Annotated in this window: 24 protein-coding genes and 1 pseudogene; 18 read left to right on the forward strand and 7 right to left on the reverse strand. The window is 70.9% G+C overall.

All coding sequences use genetic code 11. The annotated features are described in order from the left end of the window. Window positions 1-36 precede the first annotated feature (36 nt). The 14 genes and pseudogenes from B3G12_RS01625 (at window position 37) to B3G12_RS01690 (ending at window position 13,408) form a co-directional block, all read left to right on the forward strand. Window positions 37-555, forward strand: a complete 519-nt coding sequence (locus B3G12_RS01625) for a DUF4396 domain-containing protein (protein WP_144943054.1) — start codon at window positions 37-39, stop codon at window positions 553-555. Window positions 556-675: 120 nt separating this feature from the next. Beyond that, window positions 676-1,302, forward strand: coding sequence for a YdhK family protein (locus B3G12_RS01630; protein ID WP_144943053.1), 627 nt, complete (start codon window positions 676-678; stop codon window positions 1,300-1,302). A 121-nt stretch (window positions 1,303-1,423) separates the two neighbouring features. Beyond that, window positions 1,424-1,807 carry a response regulator transcription factor gene (locus B3G12_RS01635; protein ID WP_290498758.1) on the forward strand — a complete coding sequence of 128 codons (384 nt, stop codon included), beginning with the start codon at window positions 1,424-1,426 and terminating at the stop codon, window positions 1,805-1,807. A gap of 7 nt (window positions 1,808-1,814) precedes the next feature. After that, the gene (locus tag B3G12_RS01640) at window positions 1,815-2,912 is read left to right on the forward strand and encodes a HEAT repeat domain-containing protein (protein ID WP_290498760.1); all 1,098 of its coding nucleotides are present in this window, start codon (window positions 1,815-1,817) and stop codon (window positions 2,910-2,912) included. Next, window positions 2,899-4,344: a glycosyltransferase family 2 protein gene (locus B3G12_RS01645; RefSeq protein WP_290498762.1), complete on the forward strand. Its 1,446-nt coding sequence runs from the start codon at window positions 2,899-2,901 to the stop codon at window positions 4,342-4,344. The genes B3G12_RS01640 and B3G12_RS01645 overlap by 14 nt, the downstream gene beginning before the upstream one ends. Further along, a complete protein-coding gene (locus B3G12_RS01650; protein ID WP_290498764.1) occupies window positions 4,341-5,930 on the forward strand; it encodes an ATP-binding protein in 1,590 nt (529 codons plus the stop codon). The genes B3G12_RS01645 and B3G12_RS01650 overlap by 4 nt, the downstream gene beginning before the upstream one ends. Before the next feature lie 25 nt (window positions 5,931-5,955). Beyond that, a complete protein-coding gene (ykgO, locus tag B3G12_RS01655) occupies window positions 5,956-6,078 on the forward strand; it encodes a type B 50S ribosomal protein L36 (RefSeq protein ID WP_019310359.1) in 123 nt (40 codons plus the stop codon). A gap of 165 nt (window positions 6,079-6,243) precedes the next feature. Beyond that, a complete protein-coding gene (locus B3G12_RS01660) occupies window positions 6,244-7,263 on the forward strand; it encodes an NADP-dependent oxidoreductase (protein WP_012399383.1) in 1,020 nt (339 codons plus the stop codon). Between the two features lie 30 nt (window positions 7,264-7,293). Continuing rightward, the gene (locus tag B3G12_RS01665) at window positions 7,294-7,506 is read left to right on the forward strand and encodes a DUF2945 domain-containing protein (RefSeq protein WP_144943050.1); all 213 of its coding nucleotides are present in this window, start codon (window positions 7,294-7,296) and stop codon (window positions 7,504-7,506) included. Between the two features lie 156 nt (window positions 7,507-7,662). Then, complete coding sequence (locus B3G12_RS01670; RefSeq protein WP_244944862.1) at window positions 7,663-9,993, forward strand: bifunctional anthranilate synthase component I family protein/class IV aminotransferase; 2,331 nt, start codon at window positions 7,663-7,665, stop codon at window positions 9,991-9,993. A gap of 144 nt (window positions 9,994-10,137) precedes the next feature. Next, window positions 10,138-11,127: an NAD-dependent dehydratase gene (locus B3G12_RS01675; RefSeq protein ID WP_144943048.1), complete on the forward strand. Its 990-nt coding sequence runs from the start codon at window positions 10,138-10,140 to the stop codon at window positions 11,125-11,127. Further along, window positions 11,124-11,606: a hypothetical protein gene (locus tag B3G12_RS01680; RefSeq protein WP_144943047.1), complete on the forward strand. Its 483-nt coding sequence runs from the start codon at window positions 11,124-11,126 to the stop codon at window positions 11,604-11,606. Before B3G12_RS01675 ends, B3G12_RS01680 begins: the two co-directional genes overlap by 4 nt. Before the next feature lie 422 nt (window positions 11,607-12,028). Continuing rightward, window positions 12,029-12,859 (forward strand): annotated as a pseudogene (locus B3G12_RS01685) (YeeE/YedE family protein); the annotation flags it as partial. 315 nt (window positions 12,860-13,174) lie between these two features. Continuing rightward, window positions 13,175-13,408 (forward strand): sulfurtransferase TusA family protein, encoded by a 234-nt coding sequence (locus B3G12_RS01690; protein ID WP_226905974.1) that lies wholly within the window; start codon window positions 13,175-13,177, stop codon window positions 13,406-13,408. 181 nt (window positions 13,409-13,589) lie between these two features. Here B3G12_RS01690 and B3G12_RS01695 read toward each other — a convergent pair whose 3' ends face one another. Further along, window positions 13,590-15,155 (reverse strand): MFS transporter, encoded by a 1,566-nt coding sequence (locus tag B3G12_RS01695; RefSeq protein WP_145011458.1) that lies wholly within the window; start codon window positions 15,153-15,155, stop codon window positions 13,590-13,592. Window positions 15,156-15,293: 138 nt separating this feature from the next. Between B3G12_RS01695 and B3G12_RS01700 the strand changes: the two genes are divergently transcribed. The 4 genes from B3G12_RS01700 (at window position 15,294) to B3G12_RS01715 (ending at window position 18,386) form a co-directional block, all read left to right on the forward strand. Beyond that, complete coding sequence (locus B3G12_RS01700; RefSeq protein ID WP_145011455.1) at window positions 15,294-16,517, forward strand: inorganic phosphate transporter; 1,224 nt, start codon at window positions 15,294-15,296, stop codon at window positions 16,515-16,517. A gap of 11 nt (window positions 16,518-16,528) precedes the next feature. Continuing rightward, window positions 16,529-16,789 carry a hypothetical protein gene (locus tag B3G12_RS01705; protein WP_226905803.1) on the forward strand — a complete coding sequence of 87 codons (261 nt, stop codon included), beginning with the start codon at window positions 16,529-16,531 and terminating at the stop codon, window positions 16,787-16,789. Beyond that, the gene (locus B3G12_RS01710; RefSeq protein WP_145011452.1) at window positions 16,786-17,349 is read left to right on the forward strand and encodes a DUF3349 domain-containing protein; all 564 of its coding nucleotides are present in this window, start codon (window positions 16,786-16,788) and stop codon (window positions 17,347-17,349) included. Before B3G12_RS01705 ends, B3G12_RS01710 begins: the two co-directional genes overlap by 4 nt. A 158-nt stretch (window positions 17,350-17,507) precedes the next feature. Next, on the forward strand, window positions 17,508-18,386 hold the full coding sequence (locus B3G12_RS01715) for an alpha/beta fold hydrolase (RefSeq protein WP_145011448.1): 879 nt from the start codon (window positions 17,508-17,510) through the stop codon (window positions 18,384-18,386). 124 nt (window positions 18,387-18,510) lie between these two features. On the opposite strand, the gene fmdA is transcribed toward B3G12_RS01715, so the two are convergent. The 6 genes from fmdA to B3G12_RS01745 form a co-directional block, all read right to left on the reverse strand. Then, entirely contained in the window at window positions 18,511-19,767 is a 1,257-nt protein-coding gene (gene fmdA / locus B3G12_RS01720; protein WP_145011445.1) for a formamidase, read from the reverse strand. 58 nt (window positions 19,768-19,825) lie between these two features. Next, window positions 19,826-20,119 (reverse strand): FmdB family zinc ribbon protein, encoded by a 294-nt coding sequence (locus B3G12_RS01725; RefSeq protein WP_145011442.1) that lies wholly within the window; start codon window positions 20,117-20,119, stop codon window positions 19,826-19,828. A gap of 227 nt (window positions 20,120-20,346) precedes the next feature. Next, on the reverse strand, window positions 20,347-21,909 hold the full coding sequence (hutH, locus tag B3G12_RS01730; RefSeq protein ID WP_290498770.1) for a histidine ammonia-lyase: 1,563 nt from the start codon (window positions 21,907-21,909) through the stop codon (window positions 20,347-20,349). 67 nt (window positions 21,910-21,976) lie between these two features. Continuing rightward, window positions 21,977-23,296 (reverse strand): YjiH family protein, encoded by a 1,320-nt coding sequence (locus B3G12_RS01735; protein WP_290498771.1) that lies wholly within the window; start codon window positions 23,294-23,296, stop codon window positions 21,977-21,979. Window positions 23,297-23,410: 114 nt separating this feature from the next. Then, on the reverse strand, window positions 23,411-24,586 hold the full coding sequence (gene hutI / locus B3G12_RS01740; protein ID WP_290498772.1) for an imidazolonepropionase: 1,176 nt from the start codon (window positions 24,584-24,586) through the stop codon (window positions 23,411-23,413). Next, on the reverse strand, window positions 24,583-26,301 hold the full coding sequence (locus B3G12_RS01745) for a urocanate hydratase (protein WP_290498773.1): 1,719 nt from the start codon (window positions 26,299-26,301) through the stop codon (window positions 24,583-24,585). Before B3G12_RS01745 ends, hutI begins: the two co-directional genes overlap by 4 nt. Window positions 26,302-26,362 lie beyond the last annotated feature (61 nt).

Consider the following 26,362-nt stretch of genomic DNA (forward strand, 5'->3'; position numbering starts at 1 on the left):
ACGATTCGGGGTCAAGGCCCCCACGCGGGTCACGACATGTCGAACATGGCAGCCAGCGCCACCCTGCACTGCCTCACCGGGTGTTCCATCGGCGAGATCGCCGGGCTGATCCTCTCCACCGTGTTCGGCTGGGACAATGTGGTGGGCACCGCCGTGGCCATCGCCCTGGCCTTCGTGTTCGGCTATGCCCTGTCCTCCCTGCCCCTGCTGCGCGCCGGCATCAGCGTGGGTCGGGCCCTGCGTCTCGTGCTCGCCGCGGACACCGTCTCCATCCTCACCATGGAGGTCGTGGACAACCTCGTCATGTGGCTGGTCCCCGGCGCCATGGACGCCGGCCTGCTCGACGCCCTCTTCTGGGGCTCCATGGCCCTGTCCCTCGTGATCGCGTACTTCGCGGCGTACCCGGTGAACAAGGCCCTGCTGCGCCGCGGCAAGGGCCACGCCATCACCCACCACGCCTCCGGCGGCGGCCCCATGGACAACCGCCCCCTGGCGTACGGCATCAGCGCGTTCATGCTGGGCGGCTTCGTCGCCTCCCTCGGTACCCTGCTGTAGGGCACCCTGCTGTAGGGAACCAATGAAGCAGGGTTCCGCTGCCACCGCGCACTCCCACCAGAAACCCGCCCGTACCGGGGTCCAGCAACCCGGGCGGGCCCGCAGAAAGGATCCTTTCCCATGCGTCGACTTCCCCTCACCCTCGCCGGTCTCGCCATCCTGGTGACCGCCACCGCCTGCTCCGCCGGTTCCGATTCCGCGGACCACTCCGCCCACGAGGGCCACGAGACCAGCGCGACCTCCAGCGCGACGAGCCAGGCGACGTCGTCCTCCGCGAGTGGCACGCCCAGTGCGAGCCAGGGCGGGCACGAGCACATGCACGCCATGGACGGTGGCCCCGCCCCGGAGGGCATCACCGCCGCGGAGAAGCCCACCTACCCGGTGGGCACGCAGGTCACGCTGACCGCCGACCACATGGAGGGCATGAAGGGCGCCCCGGCCACTGTGGTGGGCGCTTACAAGACCGTGGCCTACGCCGTGAACTACACCCCCACGGACGGCGGACCCGAGGTCACCAACCACAAGTGGGTCGTCCAGGAGGAACTCCAGGGTGCCGGTTCCGAGCGCCTCGCGGACGGCACTGAGGTCACCATCGAGGCGGACCACATGCCCGGCATGAAGGGCGCCACGGGCACCGTTGCCTCCTCCACCACCCAGACCGTCTACATGGTGGACTACAAGGCGGACGGCATGACCATGACCAACCACAAGTGGGTCGTGGAGAAGGAGATGAAGCCCCGCGGCTGATTCCACCGCGCGAAGTGTCACCTCCCACCAACCTGCATGTATTCGAATACTCTTGGCCTCATCTCCTCCGCTGCCGCGGACCCGGAGCGTGTCCATCCCCCCAGACACACGGAGCGCCCTCGTGAGCCCTGAACACCCGTCCGTCCTCGTTGCGGACGACGACCCCGACATCCGCGACCTCGTGGTCTTCAAACTGCAGCAGGCGGGATACGAGGTCCGGGCGGTGGAGGACGGCACCGCTGCGCTGGGCGCGCTGGAGGACGCCATCCCGGACCTCGTGGTGCTGGACGTCATGATGCCCGGTCTCAGCGGACTGGACGTGCTGCGCCAGATCCGGACCATGGACCGGTTGGACGGGGTCAAGGTGCTGCTGCTGACCGCGCGCGCCCGGGACACGGACGTGGACGACGGCTACAACACGGGCGCCGACGACTACGTGACCAAACCTTTCAGCCCGCGCGAGCTGCTGCACCGGGTCAACTCGATGCTCGGCCGGGGGCGGTGAGCTGGCGGTGGCCACCCAGACCATCGTGTCCCCCCAGCTGTTGTCCGGGGTGTTGTGGGTCTTGGTGTGGGCGGCGATCTTCCTGCTCGCCCTGGTGCTCGGTTCACGCACCGGCCGGTTGTGGCGGGACCACAGGGAACGCCAATTGCTCGCTGAGCTCAGGCCGGCGATGCTCGAGGTCGCCTCGGGGGAGGACAACGACCGCTCCGCGTTGACCCAGCTGACCTCGGTGGCCCCCCGGCGCACCCGCGTGGTGGACCGCGCGGTCTCCGCGATGCTCTCCAAGGTCAAGGGGGAACCGGCGCGTGCCCTCGCCGAGGTGCTGCGCTCGCACGGCCGCTCGAGCTGGGCCCTTCGCGGGCTGTCTTCCCGTCGGGCGATCCGCCGCGCGTACGCCGCGTGGACTCTCGGGTTGATGCGGGAGCGCGAGTCGGGCGGCAAGATCGTCCCCCTGCTCCAGGACCGTTCCATGGACGTGGTGGTCGCCGCCGCGCGCGCGCTCACGCTCATCGGCGACGGCGCAGCCGCCCGACCCGTCGTACGCGCGGTGGCCCCGCGACGTCGCCCGCGCGGGCTCCCGAGCTGGGTGGCCGTGGAGTCCCTGTGCACGTTCGACGAGCCCGTGGCCGGGGTGGTCATGGAGGCGACGACGCACCCGCAGCCTTCCGTGCGCCACCTCGCCGCCACGGTGATCGGCTCCCGCCCACTGCCGCAAGCGGCACCCGTGGTCCGGGAACACATCGCTGCCGAGGAGGACCCCCGCACGCTCGCGGCCCTCGTGGAAGCGCTCGGCAAGATCGGGGGCTCGAGCGACCTGACGCTGCTCGCGCGCTTCGCCCGTCACCCGGACGAGACCGTGGCGCTCGCCGCCGTGGCTGCCCTCGAAGCAATCGGCCTGCCCTCCTCGGTGGAGGCGCTCGCACCCCTCATGGCGGACACCCGCCCGCGACAGTCCGAACGGGCGGCCGTGGCGCTCACGGAACTGGGCCCGCGGGGCCACGAGCAACTGCGGGAGTTCGCGAAGGCCCCGGGCCCCGCCGTGCAGCCGGCCACCTACGCCCTGCAACTGACCGCCATGAGGAGTGCTACGCGTGGACTGGATTGAGCTGTTGCGCACCGGGGTGGCCGCGGTGCTCGCGTTCGTGGCCTGGCCCGTGCTCGTCTACTTCCTGCTGATCAACTCCTCCTACCTGGTGATGATCGTGCTCGCCGCGGTGGACTTCGTGGCGTACCACCGGCGGATCCCGTTCGCAGGACGCGAGGAACTCATGCGCTCGCGGACCATGCCGGGGATCAGCGTGGTCACCGCCATGCACAACGAAGAGATGGGGATCCGCGTGGCCGTGGAATCCTTCCTGTCCCTGCAGCACCCGCACCACGAGGTCGTGGTGGTGGACGACGGCAGCAGCGACAACGGCTTCGAGGTGCTGCGCAAGGCCTTCGACCTGGTCCCCGTGGCCCGCCGGATGCCCGAGGACGTCCCGGTACGGGAGGCCCCCACGAGCATCCACGTCCCCCGGGACGGGCGGACCCGGCTCACGGTGGTGCGTAAGGCCAACTCGGGCCGCTCGGACTCGATCAATGTGGGCGTGAACCTGGCCCGCGAGGACCTCGTGCTGTTCGTGGACTCGGACTCCATCCTGGATCCCGGCTCGTTGCTCGCGGTGTCCCGGCCGTTCATCGAGGACCCGATCAACATGGTGGCCGCCGGCGGAGTGATCCGCGCCGTCAACGGATGCCGGGTCAAGGGCGGTCGTGTCCTGGAGGTGCGGATGCCCGGCAGCCCCCTGGCGGACATCCAGGTGATGGAGTACCTGCGAGCCTTCCACCTGGGACGCGCAGGCTGGTCCCGGATCAACGCGCTGCTGCTGATCAGCGGCGCGTTCGGTGTCTTCCGCCGGGATGCCCTCGTGGCGGTGGGAGGCCTGGACGCCTCGAGCATCGGTGAGGACTTCGAACTGGTGATACGTCTGCACCGGACCCTCCGCAGGCAGCGCCGGCCCTACCGCGTCACCTTCCTCACGGAGCCCATCTGCTGGACGGAGGTCCCCAGCACCCTGCCCGTGCTGCGGCGGCAGCGGGCGCGCTGGCACCGGGGTCTGTGGGAGACCCTGTGGGCCTACCGGGACATGCTGTTCAACCCCCGCTACGGCCGGCTGGGTCTCGTGGCGGTTCCGTACTACTGGCTCTTCGAGCTGATCGCCCCGCTGCTGGAACTCGCCGGGTTGGTACTGATCGCCCTGGGCTTCGCGCTGGGACTCGTGTCCTGGCAGTACTTCCTGTTGTTCATGCTCGTGGCCTACGCGTACGCGATCATCGTGACCCTCGCGGCCGTGACGATCGAGGAGCTGAGCTACCACAAGTACCCCCGCTGGCGGGACCTGGGCATTACGCTGGGCGCGGTGGTCCTGGAGAACCTGGGCTACCGCCAGCTCACGGCGTGGTGGCGCATGGAGGGCTGGGCGGCCTCCCTGCTGGGGCGCCGCCAGCAGTGGGGCACCATGACCCGTTCGGGTTTCACGGAGGTGGACGGATGAGCGCCCGCTTCCCGGCACTGACCCGCGTGCGCGACGGTGTCCGCCACCGCGGGGTGCGCGCCATCCTCCTGCAGGTGCTCGTCCTGCTGTGCCTCATGCTGGTCTTCACCGGCGCCACCGCGCTGTGGGGCCTGCACACGGTGCAGCTGAACGTGGCCACCACGCGCACCACCATCACCCCCCTGGTGGATGCCACGCACCAGGTGGAGGCCACGCTGCTGCGCGCCCAGACGGCCGCGCGCGGCTACGCGGTCAGCGGAGACCGGACCTTTACGCGGGAGTACGCGGAGGCCACGGCGGACCTCACCGGGGCCCAGGAGGTTCTGGGTGAGGTGGCGGCCGGCCGGCTGCCGCAGCTGCGGTCCCTGAACGAGTCCGTGGACACCTGGCTCGGTCTCACCCGGGAACCAGGGAGGGACACCCCACGGAGATCTCTGGACCTGCCCACTACGACATCCGCCATGGACCGGGCCCTCGGCACACTGGAGGACGTCCGGGCGGACGCCTCCCGCCTGCGGGAGCAGCGCAGAGCGGACCTGAACCGGTCCATGACCCTGGCCGCGGCCGCCGTGGTGACTGCCGCGATGCTGTCGATCGCGGTGGCGTTCCTCGCCCTGGGCCGCGCGGACCGCGCCCTCGGGGCGCCGCTGCTCGCGCTGCAGCGCACGGTGGCGAGGCAGCGCGCGGGCGATCACGACGCCGTCGCGGAAACCTCCCACGGCGCTCTTGAAGTGGTGGGCCTCGCCGCGTCCTTCAACGCCTTCACCCGCGAGGCCCGGGACGTGGTGGAGCAGCGGGAGCGCACCCTGGAGCAGCTCACGGAGCTCAACCGCCAGAAATCCGTGTTCGTCTCCACCACCAACCATGAGCTGCGAACCCCGCTCACGTCCATCAGCGGCTATGTGGAGATGCTCCAGGACGGGGACTTCGGCAGTGTCGGCCCGGAACAGGCCCGCGTGCTGGAAGTGGTGCGGCGCAACACGGAACGGCTGCGGCTGCTGATCGAGGACCTGCTGCTGATCAACAAGCTGGACCAGGACCAGGAGAACCGCTCGGCGCGCCACCGTGTGCTGGACCTCGCAGAGTGCGTGTCCAGGGTGGTCACCAATCTCGTTCCCCAGGCCGCGGCGGGCGAGGTGACCGTCCACGTGGACACGGACGGTTCGTGGCCCGTGTCCGGGGACCGGGACCGTCTGGAGCGGGCCGTCACCAACGTGGTGGGCAACGCCATCAAGTTCACCCCGCCCCACGGCGCGGTCACGCTGACGCTGGAACGCACCTCCGGTGGCACGGGAGTCCGCCTGACGTGCACGGACACCGGGATGGGCATTCCCGAGAAAGAGGTGGGGTCCCTCTTCACGAGCTTCACCCGGGCCTCCAACGCCACGGCCCAGCAGGTGCCCGGAACGGGACTGGGGCTCGTGATCATGCGCACCATCGTGGAGCAGCACGGGGGGTCCGTGGCCCTGGAGTCGGTGGAGGGGGAAGGCACCACCGTCACGCTGGATCTCCCCCTGGCGACCCAGCAGGGCGAACCGGTGCAGCGGGCCGTGGATGCCGACCCGCCGTGCTATTCTCCTGAATGAGAATTATTCGCAAAAAGGAGGGTCCGTGAAGGTCCGCAACTCGCTCCGCTCCCTCAAGCAGATCCCCGGCTCGCAGGTGGTCCGCCGCCGGGGCAAGACCTACGTGATCAACAAGAAGAACCCGCGCATGAAGGCTCGTCAGGGCTGAGCCGCGCGCGGGGTGCCCCCGGGAGCCGGTCCGTGCGGCGTCGGCAATCACCGTGGGGCGCGTAAATTACTCCTGGGCTGCCCCATGTGACGAGCAACCGGGGGCAACGTCCGCTGGGCGCGAATCCTTGCTGCGGCAAGCGTCCGGGCGTGCCACGATGCATACATGGCTACCAACGATTCCATCAGCACACAGATCCAGCTCGTCTCCCGCCCGGAGGGGTGGCCCGAGCCCGAGAACTTCCGCACCGAGACCGTGGAGCTGCCCGAGCTGCAGGACGGCCAGGTGCGCGTGCGCAACGAGTTCATCTCCGTGGACCCCTACATGCGCGGCCGTATGCGGGACGAGAAGAGCTACGTGCCGCCGTTCGCGCTGAACGAGACCATGACCGGCGGCGCCGTGGGCCGCGTGGTCGAGTCCCGCTCCGAGAAGCTGCCTGAGGGCACCCCCGTGCTGCACCAGTACGGTTGGCGGGACCTCGCACAGGGCTCCGCGGACGAGTTCACCGCCATCCAGGAGCTCCCGGACACCCCGCTGTCCGTGTACCTGGGCATCCTGGGGATGACGGGCATGACCGCCTACACCGGACTCACCCGCATTGCCGGGCTGAAGGAGGGCGACCGCGTGTTCGTCTCCGGTGCTGCCGGTGCCGTGGGCTCCGCGGCCGGTCAGATCGCCAAGCAGCTGGGCGCCTCGTACGTGATCGGCTCCGCCGGTTCGGACGAGAAGGCCAAGCTGCTGACCGAGAAGTACGGCTTCGACGCGGTGCTCAACTACAAGGACGCCCCCATCCGTGAGCAGCTCGCGAAGGCCGTGGGCGAGGACGGCGTGGACGTCTACTACGACAACGTGGGCGGCGACCACCTCGAGGCGGCCCTCGACGTGCTGAACCGGCACGGCCGGGTGGCGGTGTGCGGCGCGATCAGCCAGTACAACTCCACCGAGCGCCCCTGCGGTCCGGACAACATGGGCAACATCATCAAGAACTCGCTCATGCTCGAAGGCTTCACCATGGGTGACCACTGGGACGTCACCGAGGAGTACACCTCCCGGATGACCGAGTGGTTCACCTCCGGGAAGATCGCCTACGACGAGACCGTGGTGGAGGGCCTGGACCACGCCGTGGACGCCTTCATCGACATGATGAAGGGCGCGAACACCGGCAAGATGGTCGTGAAGATCTGATCACCGCGCACCACTGAGGAGAGGCACACCATGGCGTTCAGCACGGGCGACCGCGTCCAGTGGAACACCCCGCAGGGGCCCACCCGGGGGACGGTCCGGTCCACGCACACGGACGAGTTCGAGTTCAAGGGTCAGACGTTCAAGGCCACGGACGACGATCCGGTGCACGAGGTCGAGTCGGAGAAGACCGGCTCGCGGGCCGCGCACCACGCCTCTGCCCTGGAGGCCGCGCCCGAGGACTGAGCGCGCGGCGTCGTCGTGCCCCGCGGGTGCCCCCCCCCGGGACGGCGACGCCGCTGCCACCCGCCCCTGCCTCGTCGAACCCGCCGCTCCGCGCACCCGCGCGGGGCGGTGGGTTCGTATCATGGGCTCGACCAGCCCCGCCCTCGAGAGGAACCCGTGCCCCGCACCGCCCTGCCGCACCGCGTGAGTCCCGTGCAGATGCTGCGCGCGCTGCGCGACGAGCCCGGGCTCGCGGCGCTGCTCGGCGACTGGGCGCACGGGGACGCGGTGATCGGCGTCCGGCCCACGCGCGTGGTGGGTGCGGACGAGGACCCGTTCGCCGCGCTGGGCTCCGCGACCGACGACGCTCCGGTCCGCGCTCTTGCGGGAAGCAATGACGCTGGTCCCGCGCGGTTCGGCGGCGGGTGGATCGGCTACCTCGGCTACCAGCTCTCGCGTCGCCTCGAGTCGCTTCCGCCCGCCCCTCCGCGCTCGGGCGGCCTGCCGGAGCACCACCTCGCGCACTATGACCACGTCCTGGTGCACGACGCCGCCGCGGACCGCTGGTTCTGCGAGTCCCTTCCCGGAGCAGACCCTGCCCGGGTGGCCGAGACGATCGCGGCGGTGGGGCGGGCGCTCGGGTCCGGCCCGGCGTCGTCGTCCGGGGTGTGCGCCCCGCGCCCGTACCGGTGCGGGCCGTTCGAAGCCGCCGTGACCGGCGAGGCCCACGCGAAGGCCGTGCGGCGCGCGCTGGAGCACATCCGGGACGGGGACATCTTCCAGGCGAACATCTGCCGCGAGCTCACGGCGGCATTCGACGGTGACCCACTGGACCTGTTCTGCGCCGGGTACGAGTGGCTGCGGCCGCGTTTCGCCGGGTTTTTGCGCGTGCCGGGCGGCGCGGTGGCCAGCTTCTCGCCCGAGCTCTACCTGCGCCGCACCGGCCGCGACGTGCTGACCTCCCCGATCAAGGGCACCGCGCCCGCGGACTCGGACCCCCGCGCGCTGCACTCCTCCGCCAAGAACCGCGCGGAGAACGTGATGATCGTGGACCTCATGCGCAACGACCTCTCCCGCGCGTGCGTCCCCGGTTCCGTCCTGAGCCCCGCCGTGCCGCGTGTGGAGCCGCACACGGGCGTGCACCACCTGGTCGCGGACGTCCACGGCACGCTGCGCCCCGGGCTCGACGACGCCGCCCTGCTGCGTTCCACGTTCCCGCCCGGCTCGTGCACGGGGGCGCCGAAGATCAGGGCCACCGAGATCATCAACGCGCTGGAGACCACGGCCCGGGGCGTCTACACCGGCGCCGTGGGGTGCGTGAGCCCGGTGGCGGGGCTCGCGATGAACGTGGCCATCCGGACCTTCGAGTTCTCCGGCGGGGCCGTGCGCCTGGGTGTGGGCGGCGGGATCGTCGCGGACTCGGACCCAGACGGGGAGGCGTTCGAGACGCTCGTGAAGGCCGCTCCGCTGCTGGATGCGGTGGGCGCCCGGTTCGGGGCGGGGCTGTCCCGGGAGTGGCGGGAGCACGCGGAGTCCGCGGAGGTGGAGACCCCGGGGTGCGTGGTCGATGCCTCCCAGGACGGCGGAGCCCGCGACGAGGCGGCTGAGGGAAGCGGCAGCGTGACGGGTCCGACCGCCTCGCCGGGCCCGTCCGCTCGTGCCGGGGCGGCGCCCGGCGGTGACGGGTGGGGACCGGTTTCTGCGACGTCGCTCGTCGGGCGGTCCGCCACGAAAGAACGCGAGCCTGCGGGGTGCGCGGCCATCCTGCGGGGCGCGCCCGTGATCCGCTCGACCCCCGACCCCTCCCTGGGGATCTTCACCACGATGCTCGTGCGTGAGGGCCGCCCCGAGCAGCTGGCGGAGCACCTGGCGCGACTCGGGAGCAGCGTCCATGAGTGCTTCTCCCGTGAGCTGCCGGGGGCGCTCGCGGAGCAGATCATCCAGCGTGCCGCCGGATTGGACGGCCCGCACCGGTTGCGGGTCACGGCGGTCCCGGACGCGGGCGGTCTCTGCACCGAGATGCCCCACGCGCCGCTGAACCCTCCCGGCGCGGCCCCTCCCGTGGAGCCGTGGGTGCTGCGCCCGGTGGTGGTGCCCGGCGGGTGGGGGTGCCACAAGTGGGCGGACCGCTGCGCCCTGGACGCCGTGCCCGGGCCGTGGTCCCCGGTGTGCGATCCGCTGCTGGTAGACGAGGACGGCACGGTGCTGGAGACCGGGCGGGCCAACGTGTTCGTGGTGCGCGACGGCGTGGTCACCACCCCGCCCGTGGACGGCCGGATCCTGCCCGGGGTGATGCGCGCCCGGGTTCTCTCGGCGCTGCGCACCGCGGGGGTCGAGGTGCGGGAGCGGCCGTTCACCGTGCAGGACTGCGTTGAGGCCTCGGAGGTGTTCGTGACCAACGCTCTGCGCGGCGCCCGGCCCGTGGGTCGTATCGCGGGTGTGGGCTCGTGGGCCCCGGGGCCGATGACGCGTGCGGTGCAGGAGCTCCTGGCCGGTTCGACCGCGTAGCGCGCAGCAGTGCCGGAAGTTGGCGCCCGGCCCCCTGGACGAGGGCGGGTGGCGCGGAACGGGGGCGGGCGGCGTCGTCGTGCTGAGCGGCCGGGGAACGGGCGGCGGGGTTGCGACGCGGTGTGCGCGTGACAGGCTGAGGGCATGACTGAAAACGCGACGCGAACCGTTCTGCTGGCCGGTTGCGGGGACGTGGGAACCGCGCTGGGCCTGCGACTGGTGGAGCGGGGGTGGGCGGCCACGGGTGTGCGCCGCCACGCGGACCGGCTACCCGCACCGCTCACCGGCCTCTCGCTGGACCTCACCGACCCCGCGGGCACGAAGCTTCCCGCGGTCGACGCGGTGGTGGTCACCCTCACGTCGGACGGCCACGACGTCGCCGGCTACGAGCACACCTACCTGGGCGGCCTGCGAGGGCTGCGGCGCGCACTCGGGGAGCAAGAGCCACTCGTGGTCCTGGTGTCCTCCACGGGTGTGCTGGGCGGCGGCGACGGCGAACGTGTCACCGAGGCCACCCCGCCCGATCCGCAGCGGCCCACCGCCCACGTGCTGCTCGCGGCGGAGGAGCTGGCCGGGCAGCTGTTCCCGGACCTCGTGATCGTGCGGCCCGCGGGGATCTACGGCCCGGGGCGCACGTCCATGGTCGACCGGGTGCGCCGCGGCGCGCCCCTGGCCCACCGGCGGGTGACCAACCGGATCCACCGGGACGACCTCGTGACGGTTCTGGCCACCCTGCTGGAGCGGGGCACCGTGGCGGGCGAGCGGGCGTTGACCACCGGTGGGGGCGGTGCTGCAGAGAGTGAGCGAACGGACGTCCCGCAGAACGGGACGGTCACGGGGGGAGGCGGCGCGGCGGCGTCGTCGGCTGCTTCCCGCCTCCCGCGGCTGCTGCACGCCGTGGACCACGACGCCGCCCTGCTGGGTGACGTGGCCGCGCACCTCGCGCACCGGCTGGGCGTGCCCGTGCCCCCGGACGACTCCGGGCCGGGGGAGGGGCCGCTCGGGAAGATCGTGGACGGGGAGCTGGTGCACGCCCTGGTGCCCCGCGAGGAGTGGCGGTACCCCACGTACCGGGAGGGGTACGACGCGCTGCTGGCGGACGGCTCCGCGGACTCGTGGGTGGGGCGAGGATGAGCGAGGACGTCCACTGGTTCCTGCCCATCAACCCCGCATCGCACGCGGAGCACATGCCCGCGGACTGGCGCACCCGTGAGGACGCGACCGAGGTGTGGGAGGCCATCGGGCGCTCGCAGCCCATCGACCGCTGGTGCCTGCGCACGGGCTTCCGCACCATGAAGTCGGGGGACGTGATCTGGGCGTACCTGTCCAAGCGGCAGGAGCTGTGCGCGGTGGGGAGGGTGCGGCGGACGGCGTTCGAGGTGGACGGTGTGGAGGCCGACCCCGCGGAGGTCCGAGGCGACAACGAGGGCGGCTGGTACGTCTACGTGGACTGGGACGAGTCCCGCACGGCGGAGCTGTGCCGCTGCCCGATCCCCAGAGCGGTGTTCGGGCAGGTGCCGATGTCGGTGGGGCGGGTGGGGGAGGCGCTCAAGGCGGTGTTGAGCAGGGGCCTCTCATCATGGCCGACAAAACCTCAGTTTTGCTCCGGGTGATCGGCTTGAGTCATCGCCCCCGATCAGCTGGGTGGCACAGTTGTTGGCAAACGCCCCGGACCACGCGGGCGCGGTGGACCCGCCGGTGCATCTGATCCCAAAATGCGTGTCCGTGGGGATCACGACGCCGTTGTGGTCGCCGGGAGCCTGCTCGGGGGTGGTGCGGGGGTGGACTGCATACCTCAGTCTGGAACATCGACTCGGGCAGCAAACTTGGGCCCACTGTTGCGCCGTGTGACACCTCCCTGGACCTCGGCGCTCGAGCGTAGTTCAGTAGTGGTCCTTCCCTCGTCAACCATTTCCGACACGTGCGCTCTCCCGGGCGCACAGGAACCAGGTACACACTCATGATCCTTTCCGGACTCGTCCTGGGTGCCGTGCTCGGCATCGTGATGCAGCGCGGGCGCTTCTGCGTGACGGGCATGCTGCGGGACATCTTCCTGCAGCGCTCGTGGCGCACGTTCACGGCTCTGCTCGTGGTGATCACGGTGCACGCCGTGGGGCTCGCTGCGCTCACCACCCTCGGGGTGATCTCCCCCGACTACCCCTCGTTCATGCCGTTGGCCGTGGTCGTGGGCGGGTTCATGTTCGGGGTGGGCATCATCCTGGCCGGTGGCTGCGCCTCCGGCACGTGGTACCGCTCCGGCGAGGGCCTCGTGGGCTCCTGGATTGCGCTGGCCATGTACGCGCTGTCCGCGTCCGCCATGAAGACCGGCGTGCTCAAGGGCTTCAACTCCGGTATGAAGCAGTGGGACACCGGGCTCACCACCATCCCCAGTGCCCTGGGCGTCTCCCCGTGGCTGTTCGTGATCGTCCTGGCCGCGGTCACCGGTGTGATGGTGCGCCACTTCCTCAACCGCGAGAAGAACACTGTGAAGCCCGCACGGCTGAACGGCCGTCCCGCATGGAAGAAGCCCCTGCACGTCTACACCGCCGGCGCGCTCGTGGGTCTGATCGGCGTCATCGCGTGGCCGCTGTCCGCCGCGACCGGCCGCAATGACGGGTTGGGCATCACCACTCCCACCGCCAACCTGCTGAACTTCCTGGTCACCGGAGCGGACGGGAAGCTGGACTGGGGCGTGATGCTCGTGCTCGGCATCCTGGTGGGCTCGTTCATCGCCGCCAAGTCCACGGGTGAGTTCCGCGTGCGCGTCCCGGACGCCACCACCACGGTGCGCTCCATCGCGGGCGGCCTGCTCATGGGTGTGGGCGCGGCCCTGGCCGGTGGCTGCACAGTGGGCAACGGCATGGTCCAGACCAGCCTGTTCACCTTCCAGGGCTGGATCGCGCTGCTGTTCATCGCCCTGGGCGTGGGGGCGGCCACGAAGATCTGGCTCAAGCCCACCGTCACGCAGCCCGCCACCGGCGAAGACGGCACCTACTCCACCGCCCAGAGCCTGGACCACACGGTGGACGCCACCGCACCGGACGACAACTCGATCGACGCCGCCCCCACCGCGGGCGCTCCCCGCACCTCGGGTGCGAACGTGTTCTCGGGCTTCGCCGCGGCACCCACCGCGCTCATGGTCAAGGACCCGGCAGGTGCACCGTCGAAGAAGCTCACGGACCTGGGCGACGGCTACTACGCCCTGGACTCGCTCGGTGCCGTGTGCCCGTTCCCGCTGATCGAGGCCAAGGACGTCATGCAGACCCTGCAGACCGGCGACCACCTGGTGATCGACTTCGACTGCACCCAGGCCACCGAGGCCATTCCGCAGTGGGCGGCCACGGACGGCCACGAGGTCACCGACTTCGTGGAGAAGGGCGACGCCAGCTGGCAGATCACCCTGAAGAAGGGCTGACCCGGCAGGCATCCCGGTTCACGACGCCGCCGCGCCACCTCCGCGCCTCACATCCCCGTCTGCCGGGGGCCGGGGCTGGGAGGGCGCGGCGGCATCGTCGTACCACCGGGAGAGTGCGGAGCGCGGCCCCCCCCCCGGGGGGGTGAGCGCTCCGGCGTCGTCGTGGTGTGCGCGCCGTGACTCAGGCGCGGGAGTCCTGCCGGGCGCGGTGGCGCATGTCCCGCAGGGCCACGGCCAGGGCGACGAGCACCACGAGCACCACAACGCCCAGTCCCGCCGCGATGCCCACGGACCAGCCCTGGTCGGCAATCACTCCGTACGCCACCGCGGTGATCATGGCGATGCCCACGGCGGTGCCCACGCGCTGGCCGGTCTGCATCACACCACCGGCGCTGCCCGCGTACTCGAGCGGCACCTCCGCGAGCGTGAGTGTCTGGTTGGGGCTCACCACGGCGCCCTGGCCGAAACCCACGAAGCCCAGGGTGAGCACGAGCCACCACTCACTGATGTGCCAGGAGTCGTGCAGCAGGATCACCGCCATGCTCAGCAGCAGGCCCACGACCACGCTGAGCATGCCGAGCACCACGATCTTGCGGCCCATCCGGTTCACGCGGCTGCCGGCAAGGTTGGAGGCCACCGCGCTCGCGAGGGCATTGAGCAGGCCCACGCAACCGGCGGCCAGCGCGGTGTGGCCGAGCCCCTTCTGCATGTAGAGGGTGACAAGCACCCACACGCTCGTGATGCCCAGGAAGTACAGCGAGATCAGCAGGGTGCCGTTGAGGAAACTGCTGACCTTGAAGATGTTCAGGTCCACCATGGGCTGGTGCCCAGAGGCCTTGAAGTGCTTCTCCCACGCGATCCACAGGGCCAGGAACATGGCGGCGACCGCGAGTAGGGCCCACACCCACGGGCTCGTGCCGGGGGAGCCGATCTCGATGAACGGGAGCAGGGTGGCGAGCAGCGCGATGCCCAGGAGCACCGCACCCGTGGGGTCCATCTCCCGCAGGGCGTGGCGGATGGTGGTGCCCTCGGGCCCGCGCAGCAGCGGGCGGGGGAACCACAGGAACGCGAGCACAAGCGCGACGACGCCCACGGGGACGTTCACCACGAACAGCCACCGCCACCCCTCGGCCGCGCCGCCCGTCTGGATCAGCAGACCTCCCAGGACCGGGCCGATGGCCACGGAGACACCCACGGCGCTGCCCAGCATGCCGAACGCCTTCCCGCGCTCCGCTCCCTTGAAGTACTGCTGGATCATGGCCACGCCCTGAGGGTTGAGCAGCCCGGAGCCCACCCCCTGCACGAAGCGCGCCACGATCAGCATGGTGGGATCCGCTGCCAGGCCCGCGGCGATCGAGGACAGCGTGAAGATGGCCACCCCGAGCATCCACAGGAACCCGCGCCCGAACACGTCCCCGGCGCGGCCACCCGCCACCAGGACCACCCCGAAGGTCAGTGCGTAGCCGGAGAGGATCCACTGCAGCTGGGACTCGGAGGCGCCCAGCCCCTCCTGGATGGAGGGCAGCCCCACGTTGATGATGCTCACGGCCACCAGGGACATGAAGATGGCCACGAGCAGCACGGCCAGGATCCGCCACCGCCGCGGATCCGTGCCGTGGGCGTAGCCCCGGTGGGTCTGGGGATCCGGGCGCGGGCTGAGGATGGGCAGCTCGCCGGTTCCCGTGGCCGGGGAGCGTTCGTGCCAGGTCTCGCCGGAGCCCGGTCCGTGGTGGGAGCCAGAGGTCATGGGGAGAGTATGCCCCCGGGTTCAGACGCGCCCAACGCTCCTGTTCGTGTGCATGAACTGGTTGCCCGTCGCATGCTCCTCTGGGCCGTCCTGGGGGCGGGTTTGGTGTGCGGCGCCAGGGGCCGTCATCCTGGGACCATGACAGCTGAACTGGTGATCCTGGGCCTGGTGGTCGTGACCGCTCTGGCCTTCGACTTCACCAACGGATTCCACGACACCGGCAACGCGATGGCCACCTCCATCGCCACCGGGGCGCTCAAGCCCCGTACCGCGGTGGCCCTGTCCGCGGTGCTGAACCTGGTGGGCGCGTTCCTGTCGGTGGAAGTGGCCACCACGGTCACCAAGGACGTGCTGCTCATCCAGACCAAGGACGGCGGACTCGTTTCCGGGCTGGACCCCACCATTGCCCTGACCCTCATCTTCTCCGGGCTGATCGGGGGCATCCTCTGGAACCTTGCCACGTGGCTGTTCGGGCTGCCCTCCAGCTCCTCCCACGCGCTGTTCGGCGGGCTGATCGGGGCCGGGCTCGCCTCCCTGGGCGTGGCCGGCGTGAACTGGGCCGGTGTGGTCCAGAAGATCCTCGTCCCGGCCGCGCTGGCGCCGTTCATCGCCGGGTGCGTGGCCGCCGTGGGCACCGCCCTGGTCTACCTCATCGGCCGCGCGGCGTCCCAGGCGCACCGGGACCGGGGGTTCCGCTGGGGACAGGTGGGAACGGCGTCGCTGGTGTCCCTGGCCCACGGCACCGGTGACGCGCAGAAGACCATGGGCGTGATCGCCCTGGCGCTGATCGCCCACGGCAGCCTCAGCGTCCAGGGAATCGAGAGCAGCGGGCTGCCGGTGTGGATCATCGTGAGCTGCGCGGTGGCCATCGCCCTGGGCACGTACCTGGGCGGATGGCGCGTGATCCGCACGCTCGGCAAGGGCCTTGTGGAGATCGAACCGCCGCAGGGGATGGCGGCCGAGGCATCCTCGGCGGCCATCATCCTGACCTCCAGCCACTTCGGCATGGCGCTGTCCACCACGCACGTGGCCACCGGTTCCATCCTGGGCTCGGGCGTGGGCAAGCCCGGCGCGCGCGTGCGGTGGGGTGTGGCCGGGCGCATGGTCGTGGGGTGGCTGCTCACCCTGCCCGCCGCGGCCGTGGTGGGTGCGGTGTGCTTCATCATCGCTCGGGCCGTGGGCGGGCTGTCCGGCGCCGTGGTGATCTTCCTGCTGCTGGTGGTGGCCTCCGCCGTGATCTTCGCGCGGTCCCGGCACCAGAAGGTGGACCGCCACAACGTGAACGCGGACTGGGACGAGGACACGCACTCCGTGGTCCCCGCCGACTCCGACCGCGCCGACGCCCAGGAGGTGGCCCGCTGATGATTGTCGAGATGGCCCGATCTGTCCTCGCCGTGCTGCTCGCCGGGCTGTGCTTCGGGGCGGGACTGCCCGCGCTGTTCACGGTGGGCATCACCCTGTGGAGCCGGGCCACCCCCGAGCCCGGCCCGGACGGCGTTGCCCGCCGCAAACCGCTGGCGCTCGCCGGGGCGGTACTCTGCTTTGCGATCGTGCTCGCTGCCGTGGTGATCGGGGTCCTGTGGATCACCCGCAAGAGCTTGGACCACTACCTAGGGATCTCGGTGTTCGGATGATGACCTTCGATGCGGCACTCGACCACATTCGCGCCGCCTACCCCCACGGTGTTCCCTCGGAGCAGCACGTGGCGCTCGCGGAGCTGCTGGCCCGCACGGTAGGCCCTCACCGCACCGAGCGGCTGCTCGAGACCCTGGGCATCCAGGCGGGAGACCTTCTGGGGCCCGCCGCGGCCTCCGCGGAACAGCTGGGCGACGTCGCCGCGGAGCTCGCGCGCGCCGGGTGGCCCCTGGTGGGCGCGAGCCAGGACGAGCCACCCCGGCAGCCGGGCTACGTGGCCCGGGTGATGAACTGGCTGCGCGCAGACTACCCCAACGGGGTACCCGCGCAGGACTACCTGCCCGTGCTCGCCGTGCTGCGCCCGCAGCTCAACGACGAGGACATGGCCGCGATCGCGGACCAGCTCGCCCACGACGCCCGTGAGCAGGGGGTGGCGCCCTCCGAGGCGGACGCCCGCGCCGCCATCCAGCGCGCCACCGAGGACGAGCCCAAGCCCGAGGAGCTCGAACGCATCCGCGCGATGCTCGAGGCCCACGGCTGGCCGTTCGAGGGGGAGTAGGGCTCCGACAACCCAGGCCCACGGGACGTCGTCGGCCGTCTCGCGGTGCTGCTCCGACCGCAGCCGTGTGGCATCCCGCCTCGAACGTATTGACGGGCCTGGTGGCGCGGGCCCGGCTACATGGATGGTCTCCCACCTGGGAAGCGCACAATGGCCCCATGTTCGAGAACTTCGAGACCCACCGCATCCCGGTCCCCGGGGCCACCATCCACGTGCGGACCGCCGGGCGGGGCGAGCCGCTCCTGCTGCTGCACGGCTTCCCGCAGACCCACGCCATGTGGCACCGCCTGGGTCCGGCCCTCGCGCGGGACCACCGCATGGTCGTCGCGGACCTGCGCGGCTACGGAGAATCCACCGCGGACAGTGAGGACTTCAGCTTCCGGGCCATGGCCGCGGACATGGTGGCCGTGATGCGCCACCTGGGCCACGAGTCCTTCCACGTGGTGGCCCACGACCGCGGCGCCCGCACCGCCCACCGCATGACTCTGGACGCCCCGGACGCCGTGCGCTCCGTGGCGCTGCTGGACATCCTCCCCACCCCCACCGTGTGGGAGCTCATGGACGACTGGCTGGCCATCCGGTACTACCACTGGCTGTTCCTGGCCCAGCCAGCACCCATGCCGCAGGGGCTCATCAGCGCCGAGCCCCTCACGTTCCTGCACGCGGCCCTCGGGGGACTCAGTGGCACTCCCGGTTCCCTGGACACGTTCGACCCCGAGGCGCTCGTCGCCTACGAGGCCGCCGCCCGGAACCCGTCCGTCGTGGCCGCGTGGTGCGCGGACTACGCCGCAGCCGCCGGGGTGGATCGGGAGCACGACGACGCCGACCGCGGCACCTCCCGCGACCTCCCCGCCCTGCTGCTCTGGGGCAGCAACGGCGTGGTGGGTGCCCAGACGGATCCGCTGGAGGCGTGGCGGCCGTGGTTGCCGCGCATCACCGGCCGGGCGGTTCCCACCGGGCACTTCATGGTGGAGGAGCGCCCGGACGAGGTGCTGGCGGAGATCCAGGAGCACCTGGCGGCCGCTGCACGAAACTGAGGGGGTCTCCCGTTAGACATGCGTGCGCACTCCCACCGGCGGGCAACCGTGGTTCCCGCGACGGAAGTGCGCCCACCTGCGCGAGGCGACCCAGCGGCGTCGTCCGCGCGGGGCCGTGGCGGGATCAGCCCGGGTTCATCGCCCGCGGCGCGCCCATTCCCGGGTCCACCTGCGTGGGGCCGCTGGCGGAGGGGCGGATGTCCACGTCGAAGATCTCCGTGGGCAGGTACACCGTGGCGCACGAGTTGGGGATGTCCACCACCCCGGAGAAGCGGCCCTCGATGGGCGCGGCGCCCAGCAGCAGGTACGCCTGCTCCTTGGACCAGCCGAACTTGGCGAGGTAGTCGATCGCGTGCAGGATCGCGCGCTGGTAGGACAGGTGCGAGTCCAGGTAGCGCTGCTCGCCGTCGAGCGTTACGGACGTGCCCGAGAACGCCAGCCACTCCGAGTAGACGGGACCGTTGCGCCCGGGCATGAAGATGGCGTTCTCGCTCACGCCGTAGGTGTCCATGCCGCCCTTGATTACGTCCACGTGGATGTCGATGAACCCGCCCATCTCGATGCCGCCGCAGAACGTGATCTCACCGTCCCCCTGGGAGAAGTGCAGGTCCCCCATGGAGAGGTTCGCCCCGGACACGTACACCGGGTAGAACACTCGTGAGCCCTTGGTGAAGTTCTTGATGTCCTGGTTGCCGCCGTTCTCGCGCGGGGGAGCCGTGCGGGCGCCCTCGCCGGCCACGCGGTCGAAGTCGGTACCGGTCAGCGAACCCAGGATCGCGGCGTCGGGTTCGGGTGGCAGAGCCAGCGGGGGCACGCGCTGCGGATCGGTGGCGATCAGATCGCCCTCGCGCTTGTTCCACGTTTTCAGCAGCTCGGAGGACGGCGCGGTGCCCATGAGACCGGGGTGGACCATGCCCGTGAACTTCACGCCGGGGATGTGCCGGGACGTGCACTCGCCGCCGCGGAAGTCCCACACGGCCTTGTAGGCGTCCGGGAACTGGTCCACCAGGAAGCTGCCGCCGTTCTTCTGCGCGAAGATCCCGGTGTAGCCCCAGCCCTGCCCGGCCAGCGGCCCCTCCTCCTGCGGAATGGGACCCACGTCCAGGATGTCCACGATCAGCAGGTCACCGGGCTCCGCGCCCTCGATCCGGAACGGCCCGGACAGTGCGTGCACCCGGTTCAGGGGTGCGTCCCTGATGTCGTCCGCGGAGTCGTCGTTCTTGATGGCGCCGTCGAACCACTCGCGGCAGTCGATGCGGTAGCTCTCGCCACGTTTGAGCGTGGCCACGGGCGGGATGTCCGGGTGCCAGCGGTTGTGGCCGGCCAGCTTCTGCTCGGTGAAGGGCTTGGTCGAGTCCAGCGGGAAAATCACTTCTGGCATGGTCCGTGACCTTTCTGGAGAGCCCCGCGGGCGGTTCCCGCGCGGCAGTGCGGGGAAGCTACGGCCGCGGCAGCTTCGCGTGCCGGGGGTCCCGGGTCACGGCCGGGGCCGCGCCGGGGGCGCCGAGCTGGCGGGGCAGGGATCGTACGACGTCTGGCGCGTCAGCCGTGCGGGCGGCGTCGTCAATCACGCGTGCCCGGGGAGAGTTCGCGCGGGACAGGCCCACAGCGGAGAACACGCGCCGTGCGTCCGCGCCGCACGCGGGACAGTCCTGGGAGCGCGGCACCTGCGCCATGGCGTGGTGGGCGTCGAACGGCCCGCAGGCCTCGCACCGGAACTCGTAGACGGGCATGGATGCTCCCTTCACGCGTGTAAGCCACAATACAACCCGGTCTGAAGAGGGGACAGGGCCGGGGGCTGCCCTGCGGGAGGCCGGACGTGCAGGGAGAGGTCCTGCCCCCGACAACGCAATATCCAGCGGCAGAGCCTCTCCGCAAACGCGGCGTTCCGCACCGCGCGTACCCGCCGCGCGCGGGGAGACGCGCGGGCGACGTCGTGCCCCACCCCCGCGCGTGCCGGTCAGTTCAGCGGACCCACCGCGGACTCGACCGTGCGCACCAGGCGCCCCGAGGCCACGTACTCCTCGGCGGCCTCGATCTCCGGCGCCATGAAACGGTCCTCACCGGGTGCGCCCACGCGGCCGTCCAGGTCCGCAATGACCGCCGACGCCGCCGCGCCCGGTTCCAGGGGAGCGCGCAGGGCGATTGCGCGGGTGGAGGTGAGCAGCTCGATGGCGAGCACGCGGCGCAGGTTCAGCACGGCCTGACGCAGCTTGCGGGCGGCGTGCCAGCCCATGGACACGTGGTCCTCCTGCATGGCCGAGCTGGGGATCGAGTCCACCGAGGCCGGCACCGCGAGGCGCTTCATGTCCGAGACCAGCCCGGCCTGGGTGTACTGGGCGATCATCAGCCCAGAGTCCGTGCCCGGGTCCTCCGCGAGGAATGGGGGCAGGCCGTGGGAGCGGGCCGGGTCCAGCATGCGGTCCGTGCGGCGCTCGGACATGGAGGCCAGGTCCGCGATGGGGATGGCCATGAAGTCCAGCACGTAGGCCACGGGGGCGCCGTGGAAGTTGCCGTTGGAGCTCACGGTGCCGTCGTCCAGCACCACGGGGTTGTCCACGGCCGCGGCGAGCTCCTGCTGTGCGACGGTCAGGGCGTACGCCGCGGTGTCCCGGCTGCCGCCCGCCACCTGGGGGGCGCAGCGCAGCGAGTAGGCGTCCTGCACGCGGTTGTCACCCACGCGGTGGGAGGCCACGATGCCGGAGCCCTCCAGCACCTTGAGCATGTTCGCCGCGGCATACTTCTGGCTCGGGTGGGGGCGCAGCGGCTCGTGCAGCTCGGGGACGAACACGCGGTCCGTACCCAGCAGACCCTCCACCGAGAACGCGGCGGTGATGTCCGCGGCGGTGAGCAGGTTCTGCAGGTCCGCCAGCGCCATGATGAGCTGGCCCAGCATGCCGTCGGTGCCGTTGATCAGCGCCAGGCCCTCCTTCTCGGCGAGGATCACGGGCTCGATCCCGGCCTCGGCGAGCAGCTCGGGCACGGGGCGCTCGGTGCCGTCCGGTCCGACGGCGCGGCCCTCGCCCATGAGCACGAGCGCGCAGTGCGCGAGCGGGGCTAGATCCCCCGAGCAGCCAAGGGATCCGAACTCGTGCACCACCGGGGTGATGCCCGCGTTGAGCACGGCGAGCATCGTCTCCAGGGTCTCCACCCGGATGCCCGTGTGTCCGGACGCCAGGGTCTTGGCGCGCAGGAACATGAGCGCCCGCACCACTTCGCGATCCACGGTGGGCCCGGTGCCCGCGGCGTGGGAGCGCACCAGGGACTTCTGCAGCCGCGTGCGCTTCTCCAGCGGGATGTGCTTGTTGGCCAGCGCCCCGAAGCCGGTGGAGATGCCGTACGCGGGCACGTCCGACGCCGCCAGCTCGTCGATGTGGCGCCGCACCGTCGCGACGTGCTCGCGGGCTTCCCCGGTCAGCTCCACGCCGGCGTCGTGGCGGGCGACGGCGATCACGTCACCCACCGTGACGCCGGAGGATCCCAGCTGCACGGTGGTGGGGAGGTCGGTGTCGAAGAGAGTCATGGGGAAGGGTCCTTCCGGTCGGGAGTGGTTCGGGCGAAGTGTGTCAGGGCAGTCCGGGTGCCGCGCGCTAGGTGAGCAGCTTCACGAGGGGAGTGGCGATGAGAATGGTGAGGGCCACGCGCTCGAACCAGATGACCACCAGCGATCGGATGGAGACCGGGATCCTGGTGGCCAGGATGGAGGGCACGAGGGCGGAGAAGAAGATGATCGCCGAGACGCACACGATCGCGATCACCAGGCGCAGGACGAGCGACTCCTGCCCGGCCACGAGGGTGGCGGGGAGGAACATCTCCGCGATGCCCGTTGCCGAGGCCTTACCCGCAAGCAGGGGCTCCGGCAGGCCCACGATCCATGCGAACGGCACGAAGAGGTACCCCAGCCAGTCGAAGATCGGAGTGTAGCGGGCCAGCACCAGTCCGATCAGACCGATCGAGAGGATCGACGGGAGGATGGACATGGCCATTTTCAGACCGTCCCGCAGGTTGTCCCACACGTTGCGGCCCAGGCTGGGGGCGGTGTGCAGGGCCTCGCGTGCCTCGGCCCATGCGTGGTGAAACCGCCGCCCGGTGACCAGCTTCTCCGGCTGGTGCTCCACGCCGGGGTAGGGGTCGTCCGGAATGCGACTCAGCGGAGGAATCCGCACGGTGATGGCGGTGGCCAGGAAGGTGACCACCAGGGCCAGCCAGAAGTAGAGCAGCCAGTGGTCCATGAGGTCCAGGGCCTTGGCCACGATCACCATGAAGCTCGCGGACACCGTGGAGAAGCCCGTGGCAATGATGGCCGCTTCCCGCGCCGTGTAGCGGCCCTCCCGGTAGACGCGGTCGGTGAGCAGCAGCGCCAGGGAGTAGCTGCCCACGAAGGACGCCACGGCGTCGATGGCCGAGCGGCCCGGGGTGCGCCACACCGGGCGCATGACCGGCTGCAGGAACACCCCGATGAACTCCATGAGTCCGTACCCGATGAGCAGGGCCAGGAACACGGCCCCGATGGGCACGATCAGCCCCACCGGGATCACCAGGGAGTTGAAGAGGAACGGGCCCATGTCCTTGGCCATGAGCCAGTCCGGGCCCACGCCGAAGACCAGGGCGCAGCCGACCACCAGACCCAGGATGTTCAGGAGTGCGAACACCATCTTCACAGGGGAGGCCCGCCAGGAGCCCGTGACGAACGGGAACACCGTCCCGGCGAGAATCACCGCCAGCGCGTAATAGGGCACGGCGGCGCCCACATTCTCCCGGAGCCACGTGACAATGTGATCCAGCGGAATGGTGCTCTTGCCGCCGATGGTGACGGGCACGAAGAACATGAAAATGCCGATGGCGCTGTAGAGCACGAAGCGCAGCACGTCGGCGCGGCGGGTGCGCGCGGGTTCCTGGAGTGTGCTCATGTCACGTCCTCGTGATGGGTGGATCGCGGGTGGTGGTCGTGTGCCGCGTGGTGCGGCAGTGCCGGGCAAGAACCCGATCCGGGAGGCCCCGCGGCACATCGCGGGGCCTCCGGCTCAGATCTCCCGGCGGCCCGCCCGCCACACGCCCCACGTGAGGGGCATGCCGGGGCGGTAGGCCAGGTGCACGGCCTGCGGGGCGTCCAGCACGTGCAGGTCCGCGCGGGTTCCCACCGCGAGGTGGCCCACGGCGGGCCGGCCCGGGGTGGAGACGTCACGACGCAGCGCTTTGGCACCGCCGAGCGTGGCCGCGCGGATCGCCTCGTCCACCGTGAGCTTCATCTGCAGCACGGCGGTGGCCATGCAGAAGTTCATGGAGGTGGTGTAGCTGGTGCCGGGGTTGCAGTTGGAGGCGATCGCCACGGTGGCACCCGCGTCCAGCAGGTCACGGGCCGGGGCCAGCGGGGCGCGGGTGGAGAGGTCGCACGCCGGCAGCACGGTGGCCACGGTGTCCGAGCCGGCCAGCGCCGCCACGTCCTCGTCCGAGAGGAAGTTGCAGTGGTCCACGGACGCCGCCCCCAGCTCCACGGCCAGGGACACACCCTCACCGGGGCCGATCTGGTTGCCGTGCACCCGCAGCCCGAGCCCCGCCTCCCGGCACGCCTCCAGCACGCGGCGGGACTGCTCCGGATTGAACGCGCCGCGCTCGCAGAACACGTCCGCCCACTGCACGTACGGGGTCACGGCCTCGAGCATGGGCCCGCACACCGTCTCCACGTACTCGTCCGCGTCCACACCCTCGGGCACCAGGTGGGCGCCCAGGAACGTGACCTCGTCCGCGGCGTCCGCGGCGATCTTCGCGGCGCGCAGCTCCTGCTCGACGTCCAGGCCGTAGCCCGTCTTCGTCTCCAGGTAGGTGGTGCCACCGGCCACGGCATCCCGCACGCGCCCGGCCACGAGCCCGCGCAGGGTCTCGTCGCTGGCTTCCCGGGTGGCGTTCGTGGTCACGCCGATGCCGCCCGCCGCGTATGCCTCACCGGCCATACGCGCCGCGAATTCCTCCCCGCGGTCCCCGGCGAACACCAGGTGCGTGTGCGAGTCCACCCAGCCGGGCAGCACCGCGCGTCCCTCCACGCCCACGGCGCGGTCCGCCGCGGGCGCCTCGGAAGCGCGACCCACCCACGCAATCAGCCCGTTCTCGACGACGACGGCCGCGTCCCTGAGCACGGAGTCCTCGCCGCGGGCGGGGTCCACGGTGTGCAGCTCGCCGATGCCGGTGATGAGCTCGCTCACTGGTCCGCGTCCCGGGTGGTGGCGAGGTCGTTGTGCATGGGGATGTTGACGCCGCGCTCGTCCGCCACCTGGATGGCACGCTCGTAGCCGGCGTCCGCGTGGCGGATCACGCCCATGCCGGGGTCGTTGGTGAGCAGGCGCTCGAGCTTCTCGGCCGCGAGATCCGTGCCGTCCGCCACGGAGACCTGGCCTGCGTGGATCGACCGGCCGATGCCCACGCCGCCGCCGTGGTGGATGGACACCCAGGTGGCGCCCGAGGACGCGGCGGTCAGCGCGTTGAGCAGGGGCCAGTCCGCGATCGCGTCCGAACCGTCCTTCATGGACTCGGTCTCGCGGTAGGGCGAGGCCACCGAACCGGAGTCCAGGTGGTCGCGGCCGATCACGATGGGCGCGGAGACCTTGCCCTCGGCCACGAGCTGGTTGAAGAGCAGCCCGGCCTTGTGGCGCTCGCCGTAGCCCAGCCAGCAGATGCGCGCGGGCAGGCCCTCGAACTCCACGTGCTCCTGCGCGGCGTCGATCCACTCGTGCAGGTGCTTGTTGTCCGGGAAGAGCTCCTTGATCGCGTTGTCCGTGACCTCGATGTCCTTGGGGTTACCGGAGAGCGCCACCCAGCGGAAGGGGCCGAGGCCCTCGCAGAACAGCGGTCGGATGTACGCCGGGACGAAGCCCGGGAACTCGAACGCGCGGGTGTAGCCGGCGTGGCGGGCCTCGTCCCGGATGGAGTTGCCGTAGTCGAAGACCTCGGCGCCCTCGTCCTGGAACTCGACCATCGACTGCACCTGCGCGGCCATGGCCTCGCGGGCCTTCTTGGTGAAGCCGATCGGGTCCGCCTTGGCCTCCGCATCCCACTGCTCCACGGTGAACTCGGTGGGCAGGTAGGACAGGGGATCGTGCGCGGAGGTCTGGTCGGTCACGACGTCCACGGAGATCTCGCCCGCGCGGTGGCGGCGCAGCAGCTCCGGGAACACGTCCGCGGCGTTGCCCACGTACCCCACGGACAACGCGCGGTGCTCGTTCTTGGCTGCCATGACCTTGGCGAGCGCGGTGTCCAGGTCCGTCTCCACCTCGTCCAGGTAGCGCTTGGACTGGCGGCGCTTCAGGCGGGTCTCGTCCACGTCCACGACGAGGCACGCGCCGCCGTTGAGCGTCACCGCGAGCGGCTGGGCACCTCCCATGCCACCGCAGCCGCCGGTGATGGTCAGAGTGCCGGCGAGGGTGGCCTCGGGGATGCGCCCCTCCTCGTGCATCTTGCGGGCGACGGCGTAGAACGTCTCGTAGGTGCCCTGCAGGATGCCCTGCGTGGCGATGTAGATCCAGGACCCGGCGGTCATCTGGCCGTACATCATGAGACCTTCGTCCTCGAGCTTGCGGAACTCGGGCCACGTGGCCCAGTCGCCCACCAGGTTGGAGTTGGCGATCAGCACGCGCGGGGCCCACTTGTGCGTGCGAAACACGCCAACCGGCTTGCCGGACTGGACCAGCAGGGTCTCGTCGTCCTCCAACTCCTTGAGGGTCTTCACGATGGCGTCGAATGCCTCCCAGCTGCGGGCCGCGCGGCCGGTGCCGCCGTAGACCACCAGGTCGTCAGGACGCTCGGCGACCTCGGGGTCCAGGTTGTTCATCAGCATGCGCATGGGCGCTTCGGTCTGCCAGCTCTTGGCGCTGATGTCGGCGCCGCGGGGTGCGCGGACGGGGCGGGCGTTGGGCAGTGCCATGAGGTGCCTCCTGGTGCGGGTCGGTCCGGGGCGTGCGGGCTGCGGACGGCGAATGAGTCCA

It is taken from the genome of Kocuria sp. UBA5001 (genome assembly GCF_002398425.1).
In the GTDB taxonomy this organism is placed as follows: domain Bacteria; phylum Actinomycetota; class Actinomycetes; order Actinomycetales; family Micrococcaceae; genus Kocuria; species Kocuria salsicia.